At 62.5% G+C, this 20,246-nt stretch carries 3 protein-coding genes; all 3 read left to right on the forward strand.

Going from position 1 to position 20,246, the window contains the following annotated elements:
* Positions 1–163 precede the first annotated feature (163 nt).
* The 3 genes from V0R60_RS14850 to V0R60_RS14860 are packed head-to-tail and all read left to right on the forward strand — an operon-like array spanning position 164 to position 20,200.
* On the forward strand, positions 164–6,760 hold the full coding sequence (locus tag V0R60_RS14850) for an amino acid adenylation domain-containing protein (RefSeq protein ID WP_330079467.1): 6,597 nt from the start codon (positions 164–166) through the stop codon (positions 6,758–6,760).
* Positions 6,753–17,009, forward strand: a complete 10,257-nt coding sequence (locus V0R60_RS14855) for an amino acid adenylation domain-containing protein (RefSeq protein ID WP_330079468.1) — start codon at positions 6,753–6,755, stop codon at positions 17,007–17,009. The genes V0R60_RS14850 and V0R60_RS14855 overlap by 8 nt, the downstream gene beginning before the upstream one ends.
* Complete coding sequence (locus V0R60_RS14860; RefSeq protein WP_330079469.1) at positions 17,006–20,200, forward strand: non-ribosomal peptide synthetase; 3,195 nt, start codon at positions 17,006–17,008, stop codon at positions 20,198–20,200. Before V0R60_RS14855 ends, V0R60_RS14860 begins: the two co-directional genes overlap by 4 nt.
* The last annotated feature ends 46 nt before the right edge of the window (positions 20,201–20,246 follow it).

Raw genomic sequence — 20,246 nt, forward strand, 5'->3', positions numbered from 1 at the left:
TTAAGACGAACGAGAATCGTAAAACCCGCAGCTCCAGTTGAAAGCAAATGTTTCGGTTTTGCTGAACGATATACCTATTGTCGTTAATTTTCATTCGCGTTCATCCGTTTTTCTTTGACTACCGGGCCTAGAGGCTCGTTGTTCCCCTGGATGGATGAAGTCGATGAACGCCGAAGATGCCCGCAAGCTTGCCCGCCGATTCATAGAGTTGCCGTTGGAAAAGCGCCGCATCTTTCTCCAGGGGTTGGCGCGCGAAGGGGTCGACTTTGCCCAATTCCCCATCCCGGCCCAAGTACCCGTGGCTGAGCGCGACGGCTTGTCGTTTGCACAACAACGCATGTGGTTGTTGTGGCAACTCGAGCCTGGCAGCGCCGCCTACAACCTGCCGGGTGCAGTGCGCCTGCGCGGCACGCTGGACGTTGGTGCGTTGGAGCAAGCCTTCACCCGCCTGGTTGAGCGTCATGAAACCTTGCGCAGCGTGTTCATTCAGCAGGCCGATGAGCGACTGGTGCAGGCGCCGGCTGCGCAATGGCCGCAGGTGGAGCATCTGGACCTCAGTGACCTGGCTGACGCTGCTCGCGAGCAGCAGGTGGGCGCGCTCACTCAGCAGCGTGCCTTACAACCCTTCGACCTGACACAAGGGCCGTTGATGCGTATAGCCCTGCTCAAGCTCAAGGCCGACGAGCATGTGCTTTTGCTGACCTTGCACCATATCGTCGCTGATGGCTGGTCGATGAACGTGTTGATCGAAGAATTCACTCGGTTGTACACGGCGCACCTGGACCAGCAGGTGCCGGCCTTGCCCGCTCTGGCTATCCAGTACAGTGACTATGCCTTGTGGCAGCGACGCTGGCTGGAGGCGGGCGAGCAGCAGCGCCAATTGGACTACTGGCTCGAGCAATTGGGCAGCGATCACCCAGCCCTGGAGTTGCCGCTCGATCATCCGCGCCCGGCGCAGGCCAGCTATCGCGGTCGACGTCTCGCGTTTTCTCTGGATCGGGCGTTGGTCGAGCAATTACGCAGTTTTGCCCGCCAGCACAACGTCACCCTGTTCATGCTGCTGCTGACTGCTTTCAACGTGCTGTTGCATCGTTACAGCGGCCAACCGACCATCCGTGTCGGCTCACCTATCGCAAACCGCAACCGGGCCGAAGTGGAAGGGCTGATTGGCTGCTTTGTGAATACCCAGGTATTGAGTGCACATGTCGACGGGCAGCTCAGTGTCGCCAACTTGCTTGCTCAGGTGAAAGCGCTGGTGTTAGGTGCCCAGGCGCATCAAGACCTGCCGTTCGAGCAACTGGTCGAAGCCCTGAAGCTTGAGCGCGACGCCAGTCGCACACCGCTGTTCCAGGTCATGTACAACCATCAGCCACACGTGGCGGATGTCGGTGATTATTCGCTGGCATCTGGGTTGGTCCTGGAGCCGGTGCAATGGCAGGGGCGTACCACGCTGTTCGAGCTGACCCTGGATACCTATGAGCAAGCCGGCGAATTACGTGCCGCACTGACTTATGCCAGTGACCTGTTCGAGGCCGCGACCATCGACCGTCTCGCCAGCCATTGGCAAGTGATATTGCAGGCAATGGTGCAGAGCCCGCAGCAACGCATCGGTGAGTTGCCCATGCTGGTGGGCGATGAACGCCAGGCCATTGTCCAGCAGTGGAACAAAGCATTGGTCGACTTCCCGGTCGAGCGTTGCCTGCACCAGATCATCGCCGAGCGTGCCCGTGAATGGCCCGATACGGTGGCGGTGAGTTGTGGCACCCAGCAGTTGACCTACGCTCAGCTCAACGGCCGCGCCAATGCCTTGGCCCATCGCTTGATCGCCCGTGGCGTCGGGCCGGATGTGCTGGTCGGGCTGGCGGTGGAGCGCAGCCTGGAAGTGCTGGTGGGGCTGCTGGCGATTCTCAAGGCAGGCGGTGCTTATGTGCCGCTCGATCCGGCGTATCCAGACGATCGCCTGGGCTACATGATCGCCGACAGCGGCATTGCCCTGTTGCTGACCCAAACCAGCTTGCAGCCACGGATGTCGGTGCCTGCGGGGGTGCCGGTGTTGTTGCTGGAGGATCACGCCGAGGCGCTGCGCGATGACGATCCGCTTACCCGCGTCAGCCCCGACAACCTCGCCTATGTCATTTACACATCGGGCTCCACCGGCAAGCCCAAGGGCACCTTGCTGACCCATCGCAACGTTCTGCGCCTGTTTGCCGCCACCGACGACTGGTTTGGTTTTGGTCCGCAGGATGTCTGGAGCCTGTTCCACTCCTACGGCTTTGACTTCTCGGTCTGGGAGATTTTCGGTGCGCTGTTGCACGGTGGTCGATTGCTGGTGGTGCCGCATGAGGTCAGCCGTTCGCCGCGTGAGTTCTACCACCTGCTGTGCGCCGAAGGGGTGACGGTGCTCAACCAGACACCGTCGGCGTTCAAGGCCTTGATGCAAGTGGCCTGCGCCGAACCTGCGCAGCACCTGTTGCGCAAAGTGATCTTCGGCGGCGAAGCGCTGGACGTGAAGAGCCTGCGCCCCTGGTTCGAGCGCTTTGGTGACAGCGCGCCGCAACTGGTGAACATGTACGGTATCACCGAAACCACCGTGCACGTGACCTACCGGCCGCTGACGTTGGCTGACCTGGAGCAGGAAGCCAGCAGCCCGATTGGCGAGCCGATCGCCGACCTGTCGTGGTACTTGCTCGATGCCGATCTGAATCCAGTGCCCAAGGGTTGCGTCGGTGAGTTGTACATCGGCCGTGCCGGTTTGGCGCGCGGCTATCTCAATCGCGGTGACCTCAGTGCAAGCCGTTTTGTGCCCGACCCGTTCGGTAACGATGGAGGACGCCTGTATCGCAGCGGCGACCTGGCCCGTTTTCAGGCTGACGGGGTGATCGAGTACATCGGCCGTATCGACCATCAATTGAAGATTCGCGGCTTCCGTATCGAATTGGGTGAGATCGAGGCGCGTCTGCTGGCCGATGAGGCCGTGGCCAGCGTGGTTGTACTGCCGTGGGGGGAGGGCGACGCCGTGCAACTGGTGGCTTATCTGGTGCCGCGCGATAGCGCGCTGCTCGATGCGCCCGGCGAGGTACAGGCGCAACTGCGCGATCAGCTCAAGGCGGCGCTACGCAGCGCACTGCCGGAGTACATGGTGCCTGCGCACCTGTTGCTGCTGACCGAACTGCCGCTGACCACCAACGGCAAACTGGATCGCAAAGCCCTGCCAGCGCCGGATGCCAGCCTCTTGCAGCAGCACTATGTGGCGCCGCAGGGCCTGCTGGAGGAAACCGTTGCCGCTATCTGGGCTGACCTTCTGCAACTGCCGCAGGTTGGCGCCGAGGATGATTTTTTCGCCTTGGGTGGGCATTCACTGTTGGCCACTCAGGTGGTTTCGCGACTCAGCCAGGCGCTGAATATGCAGGTACCGCTCAAGCGCTTGTTCGAGCACGCCACCCTGCGTGCGTTTGCTGCCAGCTTGCGCACCCTTGCGTCAACGCCACGGGCCCCGTTGCTGGCGATCGATCGTGAGCAACCGCTGTTGCTGTCCTACGCCCAGGAACGCCAGTGGTATCTCTGGCAAATGGACCCACAGAGCACCGCCTATCACATTCCAACCGCGTTACGCCTGCGCGGAGCCGTGGACATGACTGCCCTGCAGCGGGCTTTCGATGCCCTGATCGCCCGCCATGAAACCTTGCGCACTACCTTTATCCAGCAGGATGGTCAGCTTTTACAGTCCATTGCCGCTGCGACGCCGCTGAACATCGATGTGCAAGCGTTGAACGGCCACACCGATCCTGCTGGACAAATCGAAGCATGGCTGGAAGGCCAGGCCAGCCGTCTGTTCGACCTGGAGCAGGGGCCGTTGCTGCGCGTCGGGCTGCTGCGTCTGGCGGCAGAGGAGCATGTGTTGGCGCTCACTCAGCACCATATTGTCTCCGATGCCTGGTCGATGCAGCGCATGGTCGAGGAGTTGTTGCAGTGCTACAGCGCGTTCAGCCAGGGCCAATCGTTGCAGTTGCCGGCGCTGACGGTGCAGTACGCCGACTATGCGCAGTGGCAACGCAAGCACATGGCGGCAGGGGCGCGCGAACAGCAATTGGCCTACTGGACAACGCATCTGGGCGCTGAGCATGAACTGCTCGAGTTGCCACTGGACCGTCCACGGCCGGCCCAGGCCAGCGGGCGCGGTGCGACGTTGCCCTGGCGCCTGACGCCCGCCCTGAGCGCGCAGCTCAAGGCCTTGGCGCAGGCGCAGGGCGCGACTGTGTTCATGGTCTTGTTGGCGTCGTTGCAACTCGTCCTGCATCGCTACAGTCGCCAGCCTCTGATTCGCGTGGGTGTGCCTGTCGCCAACCGTCAGCACCTGGAAACCGAAGGTCTGATCGGCTTCTTCGTCAACACCCAGGTCATGCAGGCGAGTATCGATACGCAAATGTCGGTGGCGACGCTGCTGCGCCAGGTCAGGCAGTCTGCCGTGGAGGCGCAAACGCACCAGGACCTGCCGTTCGAACAACTGCTCGAAGCGTTGCAGCCACAACGTGATGCCAGCCATCATCCACTGTTCCAGGTGCTGTTCAATCATCAGGCCCAGGGGCGTCAGGCCGCATTGCCGCGCCAGTTGCCCGGGTTGAGCCTGGAAGGCTTGTCGTTGGCGAGCAAAACCACCCAATTCGATCTAGTGCTCGACACCTTTGAGTCAGTCGAGGGTATCGAGGCACTGTTTACCTACGCCACAGACGTATTCGAGGCTTCAACCATCGACCGTCTCGCCAGCCATTGGCAAGTACTGTTGCAGGCAATGGTCGATGCCCCGCAGCAACGCATCGGTGAGTTGCCCATGCTGGTGGGCGATGAACGCCAGGCCATTGTCCAGCAGTGGAACACAGCGTTGGTCGACTTCCCGGTCGAGCGCTGCCTGCACCAGATCATCGCCGAGCGTGCCCGTGAATGGCCTGATGCGGTGGCCGTGAGTTGTGGCGCCCAGCAGTTGACCTACGCCCAGCTCAACGGCCGCGCCAATGCCTTGGCCCATCGCTTGATCGCCCGTGGCGTCGGGCCGGATGTGCTGGTCGGGCTGGCGGTGGAGCGCAGCCTGGAAATGCTGGTGGGGCTGCTGGCGATTCTCAAGGCAGGCGGTGCTTATGTGCCGCTCGATCCGGCGTATCCAGACGATCGCTTGGCCTACATGATCGCCGACAGCGGCATTGCCCTGTTGCTGACCCAGGCCAGTTTGCAGGCACGGATGTCGGTGCCTGCGGGGGTGCCGGTGTTGTTGCTGGAAGACTCTGCCCAAGCGCTGCGCGAGGACGATCCGCTTACCCAAGTCAGCCCCGACAACCTCGCCTATGTCATTTACACATCGGGCTCCACCGGTAAGCCCAAGGGCACTTTGCTCACCCATCGCAACGTCCTGCGCCTGTTTGCCGCCACCGACGACTGGTTTGATTTTGGCCCGCAGGATGTCTGGAGCCTGTTCCACTCCTACGGCTTTGACTTCTCGGTCTGGGAGATCTTCGGCGCGCTGTTGCACGGTGGTCGTCTGTTGGTGGTGCCGCATGAGGTCAGCCGTTCGCCGCGTGAGTTCTACCACCTGCTGTGCGCCGAAGGGGTGACGGTGCTCAACCAGACACCGTCGGCGTTCAAGGCCTTGATGCAAGTGGCCTGCGCCGAGCCTGCGCAGCACCTGTTGCGCAAAGTGATCTTCGGCGGCGAAGCGCTGGACGTAAAGAGCCTGCGCCCTTGGTTCGAGCGCTTTGGTGACAGCGCGCCGCAACTGGTGAACATGTACGGTATCACCGAAACCACTGTGCACGTGACCTACCGGCCGCTGACGTTGGCTGACCTGGAGCAGGAAGCCAGCAGCCCGATCGGCGAGCCGATTGCCGACCTGTCGTGGTATTTGCTCGATGCCGATCTGAATCCAGTGCCCAAGGGTTGCGTCGGTGAGTTGTACATTGGCCGTGCCGGTTTGGCACGCGGCTACCTCAATCGCGGTGACCTCAGTGCAAGCCGTTTTGTGCCCGATCCGTTCGGTAACGATGGCGGACGCCTGTATCGCACCGGCGACCTGGCCCGCTATCAGGCTGACGGGGTGATCGAGTACATCGGCCGTATCGACCATCAATTGAAGATCCGCGGCTTCCGTATCGAATTGGGTGAGATCGAAGCGCGTCTGCTGGCCGATGAGGCCGTGGCCAGCGTGGTTGTACTGCCGTGGGGGGAGGGCGACGCCGTGCAACTGGTGGCTTATCTGGTACCGCGCGATAGCGCGCTGCTCGATGCGCCCGGCGAGGTACAGGCGCAACTGCGCGATCAGCTCAAGGCGGCGCTACGCAGCACACTGCCGGACTACATGGTGCCTGCGCACCTGTTGCTGCTGGCCGAACTGCCGCTGACCACCAACGGCAAACTGGATCGCAAAGCCCTGCCAGCGCCGGATGCCAGCCTCTTGCAGCAGCACTATGTGGCGCCGCAAAGCGACCTTGAACAGCGTCTGGCGCTGATCTGGCAGGACGTCCTGGGCCTTGAGCGAGTTGGCTTGAATGACGACTTTTTTGCCCTCGGCGGGCACTCGCTGCAATTGGTCATGTTGCTTTCACGCATTCGCGCCGAACTCGGCGTGGAGTTGAAGATCAGGGCGTTCCACGGCCTACGCAGCCTCGGCGAATTGGCAGCGTTTCTGGAGCAGGCCGCTTCGACGCAGGCCCAGGACGACGAACTGGATCAGATCTTCGGCGTGCTGGATGAACTGGAGACAGAAAATGTTTGAGCCAACAGGTCGCAACCAGCAACTGGTCGAACGTATCAAGGGGCTGTCTGCCGACAAGCGTCGGCAGATGTTTGCCAAGCTCCACGAGATGGGTATCGATGTCGCCAAGCTGCCGATCGTCCCCAGCTGCCCTGGCGAGCGGGCACCCCTGTCCTATGCCCAGCAGCGTCAGTGGTTTCTCTGGCAACTGGAACCGCACAGCAGTGCGTATCACATTCCCAGTGCCTTGCTGTTGCGCGGTGTGTTGAATGTCGAGCACCTGCGCCAGAGTTTTGCGACTCTGGTCGAGCGGCATGCCTGCTTGCGCACGCGCTTCGTCGAAGCCGACGGGCAAGTCAGCCAGCAGGTGGAGGCGACAGCGCAGGTCGTTATCGAGCAAACCCATCTGCACGCCGAAGGTGCGCAGCGCGAGGCATTGATGCGTGCCTGCGTGGCCGAACTGAGCGCGCAGCCATTCGACTTGCTCAATGGTCCATTGCTGCGCGTACGCCTGGTGCGCTTGGCTGATGATGAACACCTGCTGGTCCTGGTGCTGCATCACATCGTCACCGATGGCTGGTCGATGAGCCTGATGGTCGAGGAATTGATGGCCTGCTATGCGGCGTGCGCCCAAGGTCTGGCGCCGGCGCAAACAGCATTGCCCATCCAGTACGTTGACTTTGCGGCGTGGCAGCGCCAGTGGATGGAGTCGGGCGAAGGCGAGCGTCAATTGACCTACTGGAAAAGCCAGCTGGGTGAGATCCAGGATGTGCTGGAACTGCCCAGTGACCATCCGCGTCCGCCGACCATGAGCTATCGCGGTGGTCGCCTGCCCATTGCCGTGCCTGACGAATTGGACAGCGCCTTGCGCCAGCTGGCGCAAGGGCACGGGGTCAGTCTGTTCGTGTTGTTGCTGGCCTCGTTCATGGTGCTGCTGCAACGCTACAGCGGCCAGGGCGACATCCGCGTCGGTGTGCCCGTGGCTAACCGTAACCGCCTGGAGACCGAACGGCTGATCGGGCTGTTCGTCAATACTCAGGTGCTTGCGACACGCCCTCGCGGTGATGAAAGCTTCGCAGTCTTGCTGCAACGTATCGACCAGCAGGTAGGTGATGCGCAAACCCATCAGGACCTGCCTTTCGAACACTTGGTCGAGGCCTTGGGTGTCGCGCGCAGCCTCAGCCATAACCCCCTGTTCCAAGCCATGCACAACCACCAGGATGGCGTGCATCAAGCGCAATCAATGAGTTTGTCGGGGCTTACCGTCGAGGCTTTGGAGTGGGATGCCGGCACGGCCCAACTGGACCTGACCCTGGAAACCCAGGATAGCGGCCACGGGCTGTCGGCGGCGCTGATCTACGCCCGCGATTTGTTCGAGCACAGCAGTATCGAGCGCATGGCGCGGCATTGGCTCAACCTGCTGCGCGCTATCGTTGCCAGCCCGCAGGCCAAGGTTGCCGAGCTGGCCCTGCTCGATGCCGAGGAAACAGTGCAGATCGTCGAGCAGTGGAACGCCACCGCCGCCGATTACCCGCTGGATACGCCCGTGCACAGGCTGATCGAACAGCAAGTGCAAGCCACTCCCGACGCGCCTGCCTTGTGCATGGGCGCGCAGCAGTTGAGCTACCGCGAGCTGGACCAGCGCGCCAACCAGCTGGCCCATCAGTTGATCGCGCTGGGCGTCGGCCCTGAAGTGCTGGTCGGTATTGCCGTCGAGCGCAGTATCGACATGGTCATCGGCCTGCTGGCGATTCTCAAGGCAGGTGGCGCTTATGTACCGCTCGACCCGGAGTACCCCGAGGAGCGTCTGGCCTACATGATCGAGGACAGCCGCATCGCCTTGCTGCTGACGCAATCGCACCTGCGCCTGCCATGCCCGGCCGAGCTGCCGGTACTGGCGCTCGACCAACTGGTGTTGGAGCGTTTTCCCGTGCATGCCCCGGCGCCGCAGCTCGACCCCGAGCATCTTGCCTATGTGATCTACACCTCCGGATCCACCGGCAAGCCGAAAGGGGCCGGCAACCGCCATAAAGCCCTGAGCAACCGCCTGTGCTGGATGCAACAGGCCTACGGCCTGGGCGCAGGTGACACCGTCCTGCAGAAAACCCCGTTCAGCTTCGACGTGTCGGTATGGGAGTTCTTCTGGCCGCTGATGACCGGTGCGCGCCTGGCCATGGCTGCGCCAGGTGATCATCGTGACCCACGACGCTTGGTAGCGCTGATTCATGCCCATCAGGTCACGACCCTGCATTTTGTACCGTCGATGCTGCAGATGTTCCTGCTCGACGAGCAGGTCGCCAGTTGCACCGGTTTGCGTCGCATCATTTGCAGTGGCGAAGCATTGCCGGTGGACGCTCAAGCTCAAGTGTTGGCCAAACTACCGAATGCCGGCTTGTACAACCTCTATGGCCCGACCGAAGCGGCCATCGACGTTACCCACTGGACCTGCCGCGACGAAGGCCGCGATGCCGTGCCGATCGGTGAGCCGATTGCCAACCTGCAAACCTACGTGCTCGACGCCGAATTGAACGCGCTGCCAGTGGGTGTGGTCGGCGAGTTGTACCTGGGTGGCATGGGCCTGGCGCGCGGTTATCACCGCCGTGCGGCACTCACCGCCGAGCGCTTTGTCACCAGCCCGTTTGGCAACGGCGCACGTTTGTACCGCACCGGTGATCTGGCCAGCCAGCGGGCTGACGGCGTGATCGAGTATCGAGGCCGCATCGACCACCAGGTGAAGATCCGCGGTTTGCGCATCGAGCTGGGCGAAATCGAAGCACGCCTGATGGAACAGGACGCCGTGCGCGAAGCGGTAGTGCTGGCCATCGACGCCGCGCTGGTCGCCTATGTGGTGCCTACCGATTGGGCCCCGCAGCGCCAGGAAGCCCTGCGCGATGCGATTCGCGAGCCGCTGCGCCAGGCGTTGCCGGATTACATGGTGCCAGCACAATTGCTGTTCATCGAACACATGCCCCTGAGCCCCAACGGCAAGCTGGAGCGTAAAGCCCTGCCCAAGCCAGACGCCAACCGCGTGCAGAAAAGCTACGTGGCTCCGCGCACCGCGGTGGAGCAGCAGATCGCGGCGATCTGGCAGGACGTATTGAAGATCGAACAAGTAGGGCTGGCCGACAACTTCTTCGAGCTTGGCGGCGACTCGATCATCTCCATCCAGGTGGTCAGCCGCGCCCGCCAGGCCGGTATCCGTTTCAGCCCCAAAGACTTGTTCCAGCATCAGACCGTGCAAAGCCTGGCGGCGGTGGCCGAGACCGGCGAAACAGCGCATGTCATTGACCAGGGGCCGGTACAGGGGGAAGCCTTGTTGATGCCGTTCCAGCACTGGTTCTTCGACACCCTGACGGACAATCACCAGCACTGGAACCAGTCGCTGCTGCTGGCGCCCCGTGAGCCCTTGCAGGTGGAGGCACTCGATCAGGCCCTAGGCAGTATCGTTCGTCACCACGACGCGTTGCGCCTGCATTTTCACAATCCAAACGGCCAAGGCTGGAGCGCGCGGTTTGCCGAGACGCGCGACAACACGTTGCTGTGGCAACTGACAGTCGCTGACGAAGCACAATTGAACGCAGCCGCCGATACGGTTCAGCGCAGTCTTGACCTGCAGCAGGGGCCGTTGCTGCGGGCGTTGCTGGCAACGCTGGCCGATGGCAGCCAACGCCTGTTGCTGGTGGTTCATCACCTGGTGGTGGACGGCGTGTCCTGGCGCATTCTGCTCGAAGACTTGCAATCGGCCTATCAACAATCACTGGCAGGCCAGGAGGTGCGCTTGCCGGCCAAGACGCATTCGATCAAGGTCTGGGCCGAGCAACTGCAGGCCGATGCCTGCAGTCCGGAACTGGAGCATCAGCTAGCGTTCTGGCAAGCCCAGGCGGTAGACGCCGAGCTTCCTTGCCAACGTCCGGCGGCGTCGTTGTTCAATCGCGATGCCTGTCATGTGCAGACGCGCCTCGATGCCGACGTTACCCGACGCTTGCTGCAAGAGGCCCCCACGGCGTATCGCACCCGCGTCAACGATTTGCTGTTGACGGCCTTGGCGCGTGTTCTTGTCCGTTGGAGCGGTCACCCATCGGTTGCCGTGCTGATGGAGGGACATGGCCGCGAACCGCTGTCGCGCGAACTCGACCTGACCCGTAGTGTGGGCTGGTTCACCAGCTTCTATCCGCTCAAACTGACGCCGGTGCCAGCACTGGCCGACTCGATCAAACAGATCAAGGAACAATTGCGCGCGGTACCGGACCACGGCATGGGTTACGGCGCCTTGCGCTACCTGGGTAGCCCTGACTCCCGACAAGCCTTGGCGCAACTGACGCCAGCGCGCGTTACGTTCAACTACCTCGGTCAGCTCGATGCAGGTTTCGCGCAGACCGATGGCCTGTTTGTACCCAGTAACCAAGCGCGAGGTCAGGAGCAGGATGCTGCTGCACCGCTGCCGAACTGGTTGACCCTCAACGGTCAAGTCTATGGGGGTGAACTGCTGGTGGATTGGCAGTTCAGCGCGCAGATGTTCGATGAAGCCACGGTCCAGGCCCTGGCCGACGCCTACACCCAAGCGTTGCATGAGCTGATCGAGCATTGCTGCAGCGCAGGCATCGGCGCGCTCACGCCAGCAGATGTGCCGTTGGCCAAGCTTGAGCAACAACAGCTTGATCAACTTGGCCTTGATCCGCGAGCCGTGCAGGACCTCTATCCACTGTCGCCGATGCAGCAGGGTATGTTGTTCCACAGCCTCTACGCGCAGGCCCCGGGTCAGTACATCAACCAGATGTCGGTTACCGTGCAAGGTCTCGACCTGCAGCGCTTCCAGGCGGCCTGGCAGGCCACCGTGGATGCGCACGATATTCTGCGCACGGCGTTTCTCACCGGCAGCAACCTGACTCGGCCGTTACAGGTGGTGCAGCGTGCGGCGCAGGTGCCGTTTCTTGTTGAAGACTGGCGCAATCGCGCGGATCAGGCCGAGGCCATCGAGGCCTGGGCCGAAGCTCAGCGCAGCAAGGGCTTTGCTCTGGAACGTGCGCCTTTGCTGACGTTACACCTGCTTCGACTGGACGAGCAGCGCTACACATTGATTTACACCAGCCACCACATTCTTATGGACGGCTGGAGCAATGCGCAGTTGCTCGCAGAGGTCCTGCAGCGCTACAGCGGTGTCGCGCTGGCAGATCAAGCGGGGCGCTACCGCGACTACATCGCCTGGTTGGACAAGCAGGATCCTGTGGCGGACGAGCGTTTCTGGAAGGCGCATGTCCAGCACCTCGACGCACCCACCCGCCTTGCTGCAACACTGCCAGACCCGCCCCAGGGGTTGAGTGGTTATGCCGAGTTCAAGCAGACGCTGGAGCCGGACATTACCCAGCGTCTGAAGACCTTCGCCAGTCAGCACAAGGTAACCTTGAACACGCTGATTCAAGCAGCCTGGGCCTTGTTGCTGCAACGTTACAGCGGTCAGCCAACGGTAGCTTTCGGTGCTACGGTGGCGGGGCGTTCAGCGCCGCTGCCAGGTATCGAAGCGCAGGTCGGTCTGTTCATCAACACCTTGCCGGTGGTTGTCAGCCTCAGCCCCGAGCAGTCGCTGGTGCAGGTGCTGCAAACCCTGCAAGCGCAGAATCTCGCCCTGCGCGACCACGAGCACACGCCGCTATTCGATATTCAACGCTGGGCCGGGCAGGGCGGTGAAGGGCTGTTCGATTCATTGTTGGTGTTCGAGAACTATCCGGTCTCTACAGCCTTGCAGGAGGGCGCACCGCAGGGGCTGCGCTTTACCGAGGTGCAGACGCGTGAGCAAACCAGCTATCCATTGACTCTGCTGGTTGCCGTCGAGGATCGCCTGACTCTGCAGTTCCAGTATGCCCGGGCGCATTTCAGCGCTAGCCAGGTGCAGGGCTTTGGCGCACATCTGTCAGCGTTGCTGCACGGCATGTTGGCGGCGCCTGGGGCGCTGGGCGAGTTGCCGATGCTGACAGCAGGCGAATACCAGTGCCTGCTGCATGACTGGAACGCCAGCACGTTGCCGCCGGCGCAGGGCTGTTCCATTGCTGCCTTGATCGCCCGTCAGGTGCAGGCCCATCCCGAACAATTGGCGCTGATCGACCAGCACCAGCATTTGAGTTATCGCCAACTGGATCAGCAGGCTAATCGCCTGGCGCATCACTTGATCAGCCTCGGCGTGGGTGCCGAAGTGCGCGTCGGTGTGGCCCTGGAGCGTTCCAGTGAACTGATCGTTGCGCTATTGGCGGTACTCAAGGCCGGAGGCGCCTACGTGCCGCTGGACCCGGACTACCCGGCCGAGCGCCTGGCCTACATGCTTGCGGACAGTCGCGCCGAGGTCTTGATTACACAAGCGTCGGTACTTGGCGCGCTTGTGCCGCCCGCTGGCACCTGCATCGTTCAGATGCAGGTCGATGCGCCATGGCTGGCCGAACAACCCGACAGCGCTCCGCCGCTGCATCTGAGTGCCGACAATCTGGCCTACGTGATTTACACCTCGGGCTCCACCGGCCAGCCGAAAGGCGTGGCCATTACCCACCGCAACGTCGAGGCTCTGATCCACTGGTCACAACAGGCATACAGCCGCGAGGACATTCAGGGCGTTCTGGCGTCGACCTCGGTGTGCTTCGACCTCTCGGTCTGGGAGATTTTCGTCACCCTGGCCAGCGGCGGCTCACTGATACTGGCGCGCAACGCCCTGGCGTTGCCAGAACTGCCGGCGCGTGACCAGGTACGCTTGATCAACACAGTGCCTTCGGCAATTGCCGCGTTGCTGCGCGCCGGGCAGATCCCTGCCAGCGTGCGCATCATCAACCTCGCAGGCGAACCGCTGAAACAAGCGTTGGTCGAGCAGCTGTATCAATTGCCGGGCATTACCCAGGTTAACGATCTGTATGGTCCGTCGGAAGACACCACTTATTCCACCTGGACACGCCGTGAAGCCGGTGGCACAGCGACTATCGGCCGACCACTTCCGGGCACCGGCAGCTTCCTTCTCGATGCCAGTCTGCAACCTGCACCGCAGGGCGTGGCGGCTGAGCTGTATCTGTCAGGGGCCGGCCTGACCCGTGGCTATCTGGGGCGTGCGGCGCTGACGGCCGAACGTTTCGTGCCCAATCCGTTTTCGACCGCGGGCGAGCGCTTGTATCGCACCAGCGACTTGACCCGCTACCGCCCCGATGCGCGCATCGAATACCTCGGGCGTATCGATCACCAGGTGAAAATCCGCGGCTTTCGAATCGAGCTGGGCGAGATCGAGGCGCGCCTGCTGGCCCAGGACTCGGTGCGCGAGGCCGCGGTGCTCGCTGTCGAACATCAGGGCAGCGCGCAATTGGTCGCTTACATCGCCGCTCATGAACATAGCGATGAAGCCGGGCAGCAAGCGACCTTGCGCGCGCAGATCAAGGCGCGTCTGGGCGATCAGTTGCCGGGCTACATGGTGCCGGCCTTTATCCTGTTCCTGGCGCAGCTGCCATTGACACCCAACGGCAAGCTCGACCGCAAGGCGTTGCCAGAGGTCGAGCAACCGCCCGCCAGCGCCGCGTTCCAAGCACCGTGTACGGCGCTTGAACAGCAGCTTGCCGAGGTCTGGCAGCAAGTGCTGGATGTTGAACGTGTGGGGGTTGACGATCACTTCTTCGAGTTGGGTGGCCATTCGCTGCTTGCTACCCAGGTGGTGTCACGCCTGCAAGGGCTGCTTGCGGTGCCGGTGAGTTTGCGTGATCTGTTCGATCATCCCCGTCTGCAGGCGTTCGCCCAACTGCTGCAGGCACGTTCAACGCACGCCACAGCGCCACAGCGGCCTGCGTTGAGCGCCTATGGCGAACAACCCGAGGCGCCGTTGTCGCTGGCCCAGCGACGGCTGTGGGTGGTCGAGCAGTTGTCCGCGGGCACTGGTGCTTACGGCATGCCCCTGGCCTTGCGGTTGCAGGGTGAGTTGCAGGTGCCACTGCTGCGCGCCAGCCTGGCTGAAGTCTTCCGTCGTCATCAGGTGTTGCGAACCGCCTATGTCAGCGATGACGAGGGCGATCCAATGGCCCTTGTATCGCCAACGGTGGAACTGGACCTGCCGCTACTGGACCTGTCCGCCTTGAGCCGTGCCGAACAGGAAACGCAAGTGGCGCAGGCGGTACTGGACAATGCCAGTAACCCGATCAGCCTGCTCAGTGCACCGCTGATGCGCGGCCGGGTAGTGCGCCTGAGTGCGACCGAGCATGTGGTGTTGTATGCGATGCATCACATCATCTCCGATGGTTGGTCGATGTCGCTGCTGGTCAATGAACTGGTTGCGCTCTACAGCTTGCTCCATGCTGGCAAGCCAGCCGAGCTGACGCCGCTGAAGGTGCAGTACAGCGACTATGCGCGCTGGCAGCAGGCATTGCAGAGCAGCGGCGTCATGGCGCTGCAGGCCGACTACTGGAAGCGCACCCTGGCCGCGTACAGCGGGCAACTGCCGTTGCCGACCGACTATCCACGAACGAACGTGGCATCAACGGCGGGCAACGACCTGCAACTGCATCTGGATGGCACCTTGGTGCAGCGCCTCATGGTGCTTGCTGCACAAGCCAACGCCACCCTCTATAGCACCTTGCTGGCCGCCTTCCAGGTGTTGTTGCACCGCATCAGCGCCAGCGACGACCTGGTGGTCGGTGCCGACGTTGCCGGGCGCCAGCAACCGGAGCTGGAGCAACTGATTGGTTTCTTCGTCAACGTCCTGCCATTGCGTTCGCGCTACAGCGCAGAGCAGACCTTCAGCCGTTACCTGGGCGTGGTCCGTGACACGGCGCTGAGCGCCTTCGAACACCAGGATTTGCCCTTCGACATGATCGTCGAAGCCTCCGGTGTCGCGCGTCAACGTGGCCTTAACCCGCTGGTCCAGGTGTTGTTCGTGATGAACAACCTACCGGTACGCAACAGCAGTCTGGACGGTCTCAAGGTCGAGGTACTGCCGGCACTGGCCAGCTACTCGAAATTCGACATGGCCTTGTTCCTCGACACTGACGGTGACGGCCTGCGCGGTACTTGGCAGTTCGCCAGTGCGCTATTCAAACCGGAACGAATCAACCAACTGGCCAAGGCATGGATACACATTCTCGAACAGATTGCCAGTGAGCCGGATATCCGACTAGGAGACATCAAGATGATCAGCGATACCGCCGTAGCAGCTGCACCGGCGCCGGCTGCCGGTCCCAAGGCCGACAAGCTGGGCAAGTTCCTGAAGAAGCCCAAGGCAGCGGGGCCGTTGGCGGGCGAGGCACCGATACGCGAGTCGTTGCTGGCGCCGCCACAGGTGTTCCCGTTGCTGGTCGAACCGAACGACCCTGGGCTGGATCTGGTGACGTGGGTCAAGCGCAACCGGCCGTGGCTGGAAGAAAAACTGTCACGCCATGCCGGCATCCTTTTGCGCGGTTTTGCCTTGCACGATATCCATGCCTTCGAGGCCTTTGCCGAGGCGGTGCAACCGGGGCTCTACGGTCAGTACGGTGATTTGCCGAAGAAGGAGGGTGGCAAGAACACCTACCGCTCCACTCCGTATCCGGAAAAGAAGATGATCCTCTTCCACAACGAGAGCTCGCACCAGGACACCTGGCCGCGCAAGCAGCTGTTTTTCTGCGAACAACCCTCGCCGGTGGGCGGTGCGACGCCGGTGGTCGATTGCCGGCAGATGTATCTGCGCCTGCCCGAGACATTGCGTGAAACCTTCGAGCAGAAGGGCTTGCTTTACGTCAGAACCTTCGCTGACAAGCTCGATGTGTCCTGGCAGCATTTCTTCAAGACCGATGACCGCGCGCACGTGGAGGCCCGCTGCCGGGCCGCAGGTATCCAATGGACCTGGCTCGACAACGACGAACTGCAGATCCGCACGCCGTGCCCGGCGATCATTCGCCATCCGTTGACCGGCGAGAAGACCTTTTTCAACCAGGTGCAGTTGCACCATATCTATTGCCTGGACCCGGATGTGCGCGAGGACTTGCTGGCATTGTTCGGCATCGAGCGAATGCCTCGGCACGTCTATTACGGCGATGGCTCGCCGATCGAGGACGAAGTGATGCAAGAGATCGGTGACCTGTATGAAGCCTGCGCCGTGCGCTTTGACTGGCGCAAAGGCGATGTGATCCTGCTGGATAACATGCTTGCCGCTCACGCCCGCGATCCTTTCGAAGGACCGCGCAAGATCGTTGTCGCCATGGGCGAGATGGTCGAAAGGCGCAGCCTGGAGGCAGCGCAGCCAGCACTTCGCCCCGTAAACAGCGAACAAGAGGTTGACGCATGAATGACATCGAACTGAACGAGGCGGGCAACGGCCTGGCCCTGCTTGCCGAGCAGCAACAATGGGTGCAGGCAGCACAGGCCGGGGCAAGCTGGAGCCAGTTGGCTCATGTGCTGCATCTGGACATCCATGGCGCCCTGGACATACCCGCCTTGCAAGCGGCGCTGGACGACTTGGCTGTGCGCCAGCAGGTGTTGACCACGAGGCTGCTTGAGGTCGCCGGGTATCACGGCCTACGCCAGTTCCCTGGCTTGGCGCAACCGCGATTGAATGTCGAGGTTGATGATCTGGCCGTCGATGCCGGTACCGCAGCGCAGCGCCTGGAACAATGGCTGCAGCGTCCGCTGCTTCTGCAACAGGGCGGCCTGGCCCGGGCTTTGTTGCAGCGTCTGGAAGGTGCCAGTTGGCGTCTGAGCCTGGTCCTGGCACGTGGTGTGATCGACGCGGGCAGCTTGCCATTGCTGGTCGAGCAGCTACTGCAAGCCTACGAGCAAGGCGCCAGCGGTGCAGACGAAGAGGCGGGCCAGTTCAGCCAGTATCTGGAGTGGCGCGGCGAAGTGGTGCGTGACGAAGATGCCGGACAGGCTGCGCAGTACTGGCAGGCTCATCTCGGTTCGCAAACCCTGGCGCAACCGCTGATGCCTTACCGACGCAAGGCGGCCTCGGCAGCAGCGCTCGGGCAGGTCGAAGCACCCTTGCCATCGGCGTTGCGCCAGGCGCTGGAGCTGCTTGCTGCGAATCAGGGTGTGACGCTGGAAACGGTGTTGCAAGCTGCCTGGTGGCTGCTGCTGGCGCGTTTGAGCGGGCGCTCCGCGTTTCTCGCAGGATGGCGTCACGATGGTCGTGCCGACTACGAGTTCTTTGGCCAGACCTTCGGTGTATTCGAGAAGACCCTGCCATTGCATCTGGCGCTGGACCCGGCTGTGCCATTTGCGCAGTGCCTGACCCACCTTGCGCAGGTGCTGGAACAGCACCGCACCTGGCAGGAATATTGGAGTGGCGGCGTCCAACCGACGCACGGCTTCGTGCTTCGGCGCTTACCGTCGGCTGCGCAGGTGAGGGCAGGGCAATGGTCGGCGCATAGCGCGCTGGCGCTGGACCCTGGGTTCGAGCTGGCGTTGCAGGTGGGCACCGATACCCAGGGCACGCCGCAGCTACTGAGCCTGGCATTCCAGACCGCACACTACGGCATCGAAGCCATGGCGGGTTTACTGGCGCAGTACCAGGTGCTGCTGCAAGGCATCAGTGCAATGCCCGCACGCCCGGTGAGTGAGTTGCCGCTCCTGGGTGACGCCGAGCGCCAACGGTTGCTGGCCCTCAACCCGGTCCCCCAGCCGATCGACCCGAGCCTGACCTTGGCCCAGCGCATTGCCGAGTGGGCTTCGGTGACCCCTGACGCACCTGCCGTGGTAAGCGAGGGACAGACCCTCACCTACGCCCAGCTGGAACAGCGTGTTCAACAGCTGGCCGCGGTCATGAGCCGTCAGGGTTTGCAGCCCGGGCAGCGCGTGGCCCTGGCCCTGCCGCGTTGCACCGACTGGCTGGTGGCGACGTTGGCGGTCTGGCGCCTGGGCGCCGCCTGGCTGCCGCTCGATCCACAATGGCCCAGCGCGCGCCTGGCACGCTTTGTAGAGCAAGCAGACGCGGTACTGCTGATCACCCGCGAGCTACCTGCCAGTGCTGAGTTGACGCTGCCGCTGCTCGACCTTGCGCAAATCGACTGCAACGAGCCGTCACCGGCGCTGGCCGACTACCCTGCAGCGCTAGGCGACGACGTTGCTTATATGCTGTTTACCTCCGGCTCCACCGGGACGCCGAAGGCCGTTGTCATCGAACACCGCGCATTGTTCAACTACGTGGCCTCGGCCAGCGCGGCAATGGGCCTGGAGCGCTGCCGCCGGTTCGCCTTCAGCTCCAGCGTGGTCGCTGACCTGGGCCACACTGCCGTGTTCGGCGCCTTGTACAACGGCGCGGCGCTGCACCTGGCCGACGACGGTACCATGCAAGACGGCCAGGCGTTTGCGCGCTTCATTGCCCAGCATGCTATCGACTGCGTGAAAATCGTCCCTTCACATCTGGCGGCGCTCATCGATACGGACGCGGCGGTACTGCCGGCGACGCTGGTGCTGGGCGGCGAAGCAGTGGCCCCGGCACTGGTCGAACGCATTCTGCGCATTCGCGGGGATATCCGCGTGTTCAACCACTATGGCCCGAGTGAAACCACGGTCGGGGTAATGATTCATCCGATTACCGCGCAGGATCTGGATGCCACGGTGGTGCCGCTGACCCAGGTGCTGAGCAACAATCAGGTGTGGGTGCTCAATGCGCAACGCGACGTGGTTGCCAGCGGTGAACTCGGCGAACTGTACATCGGCGGTGAGCAACTGGCGCGGGGCTACCTGAACAGCCCAACGCAGCAGGGCGAAGCCTTCATCGACCATCCTCTGCAGCCGGGAACCCGGCTCTATCGCACGGGCGACCTTGCACGTTATCGCCCCGAAGGCGGGATCCAACTGCAGGGCCGCACCGATCAGCAAGTCAAACTGCGTGGCTTTCGCGTTGAATTGGCGGAAATCGAAGCCGAGCTGTGTGCGCTGCCGGGCGTCAGTGAGGCTGCGGTGGTGCTTGATGCCCAGCAGGAACCGCTGGCATTCGTTACCGCGCAGGGCGAGCCAATGGCGGGCTGGCAGGCGAATCTTACGCCACAACTTAGCCAGCGCCTGCCTGCGGTCATGGTGCCGCGCCAGGTGCAGGTGTTGAGCGCCATGCCCCGCCTGGGCAATGGCAAGATCGACCGCCGGGCCTTGGCCACGCTGGACCTCGGCGCTACGCAGCAGGTGTATGTCGCACCCCGGGATGGCCTGGAAACAGTGCTTGCCCAGCGCATGGCACACGTGCTCGGGCTTGAGCGTCTAAGTGTCGAGCAGGACTTCTTTGCTGCCGGTGGCCACTCGTTGCTGGTGATCAAACTGGTTGCAGGCATCCGCAAACTACTGCAGTGCGAAGTCCACCCGGGCGTGGTGTTCGATAACCCCACCCCCGCGGCCCTGGCCGTGGTTCTACGCCTGCAGGAAAGCGCACCGGGGCTATTGGAGAAACTCGCCCAGGCACGCCTGCGCCTGGATGCAATGAGTCCGGAAGAGAAGGCCAGGCTGCTGGAGAAAGCCCGGCAGTTACAAGAGCAAAGTAGCTGATATCCTCTGGGGAACGTCTGTCTGCTGCGTTCTGCAGCGGACAGAC

The sequence above is a fragment of the Pseudomonas auratipiscis genome, from assembly GCF_036324085.1.
GTDB lineage: Bacteria > Pseudomonadota > Gammaproteobacteria > Pseudomonadales > Pseudomonadaceae > Aquipseudomonas > Aquipseudomonas auratipiscis.

Bases quoted from the DNA above. Each gene is read 5' to 3' on its own strand.
- V0R60_RS14850 (WP_330079467.1), top strand. From the start codon at position 164: ATGAACGCCGAAGATGCCCGCAAGCTTGCCCGCCGATTCATAGAGTTG.
- V0R60_RS14855 (WP_330079468.1), top strand. From the start codon at position 6,753: ATGTTTGAGCCAACAGGTCGCAACCAGCAACTGGTCGAACGTATCAAG.
- V0R60_RS14860 (WP_330079469.1), top strand. From the start codon at position 17,006: ATGAATGACATCGAACTGAACGAGGCGGGCAACGGCCTGGCCCTGCTT.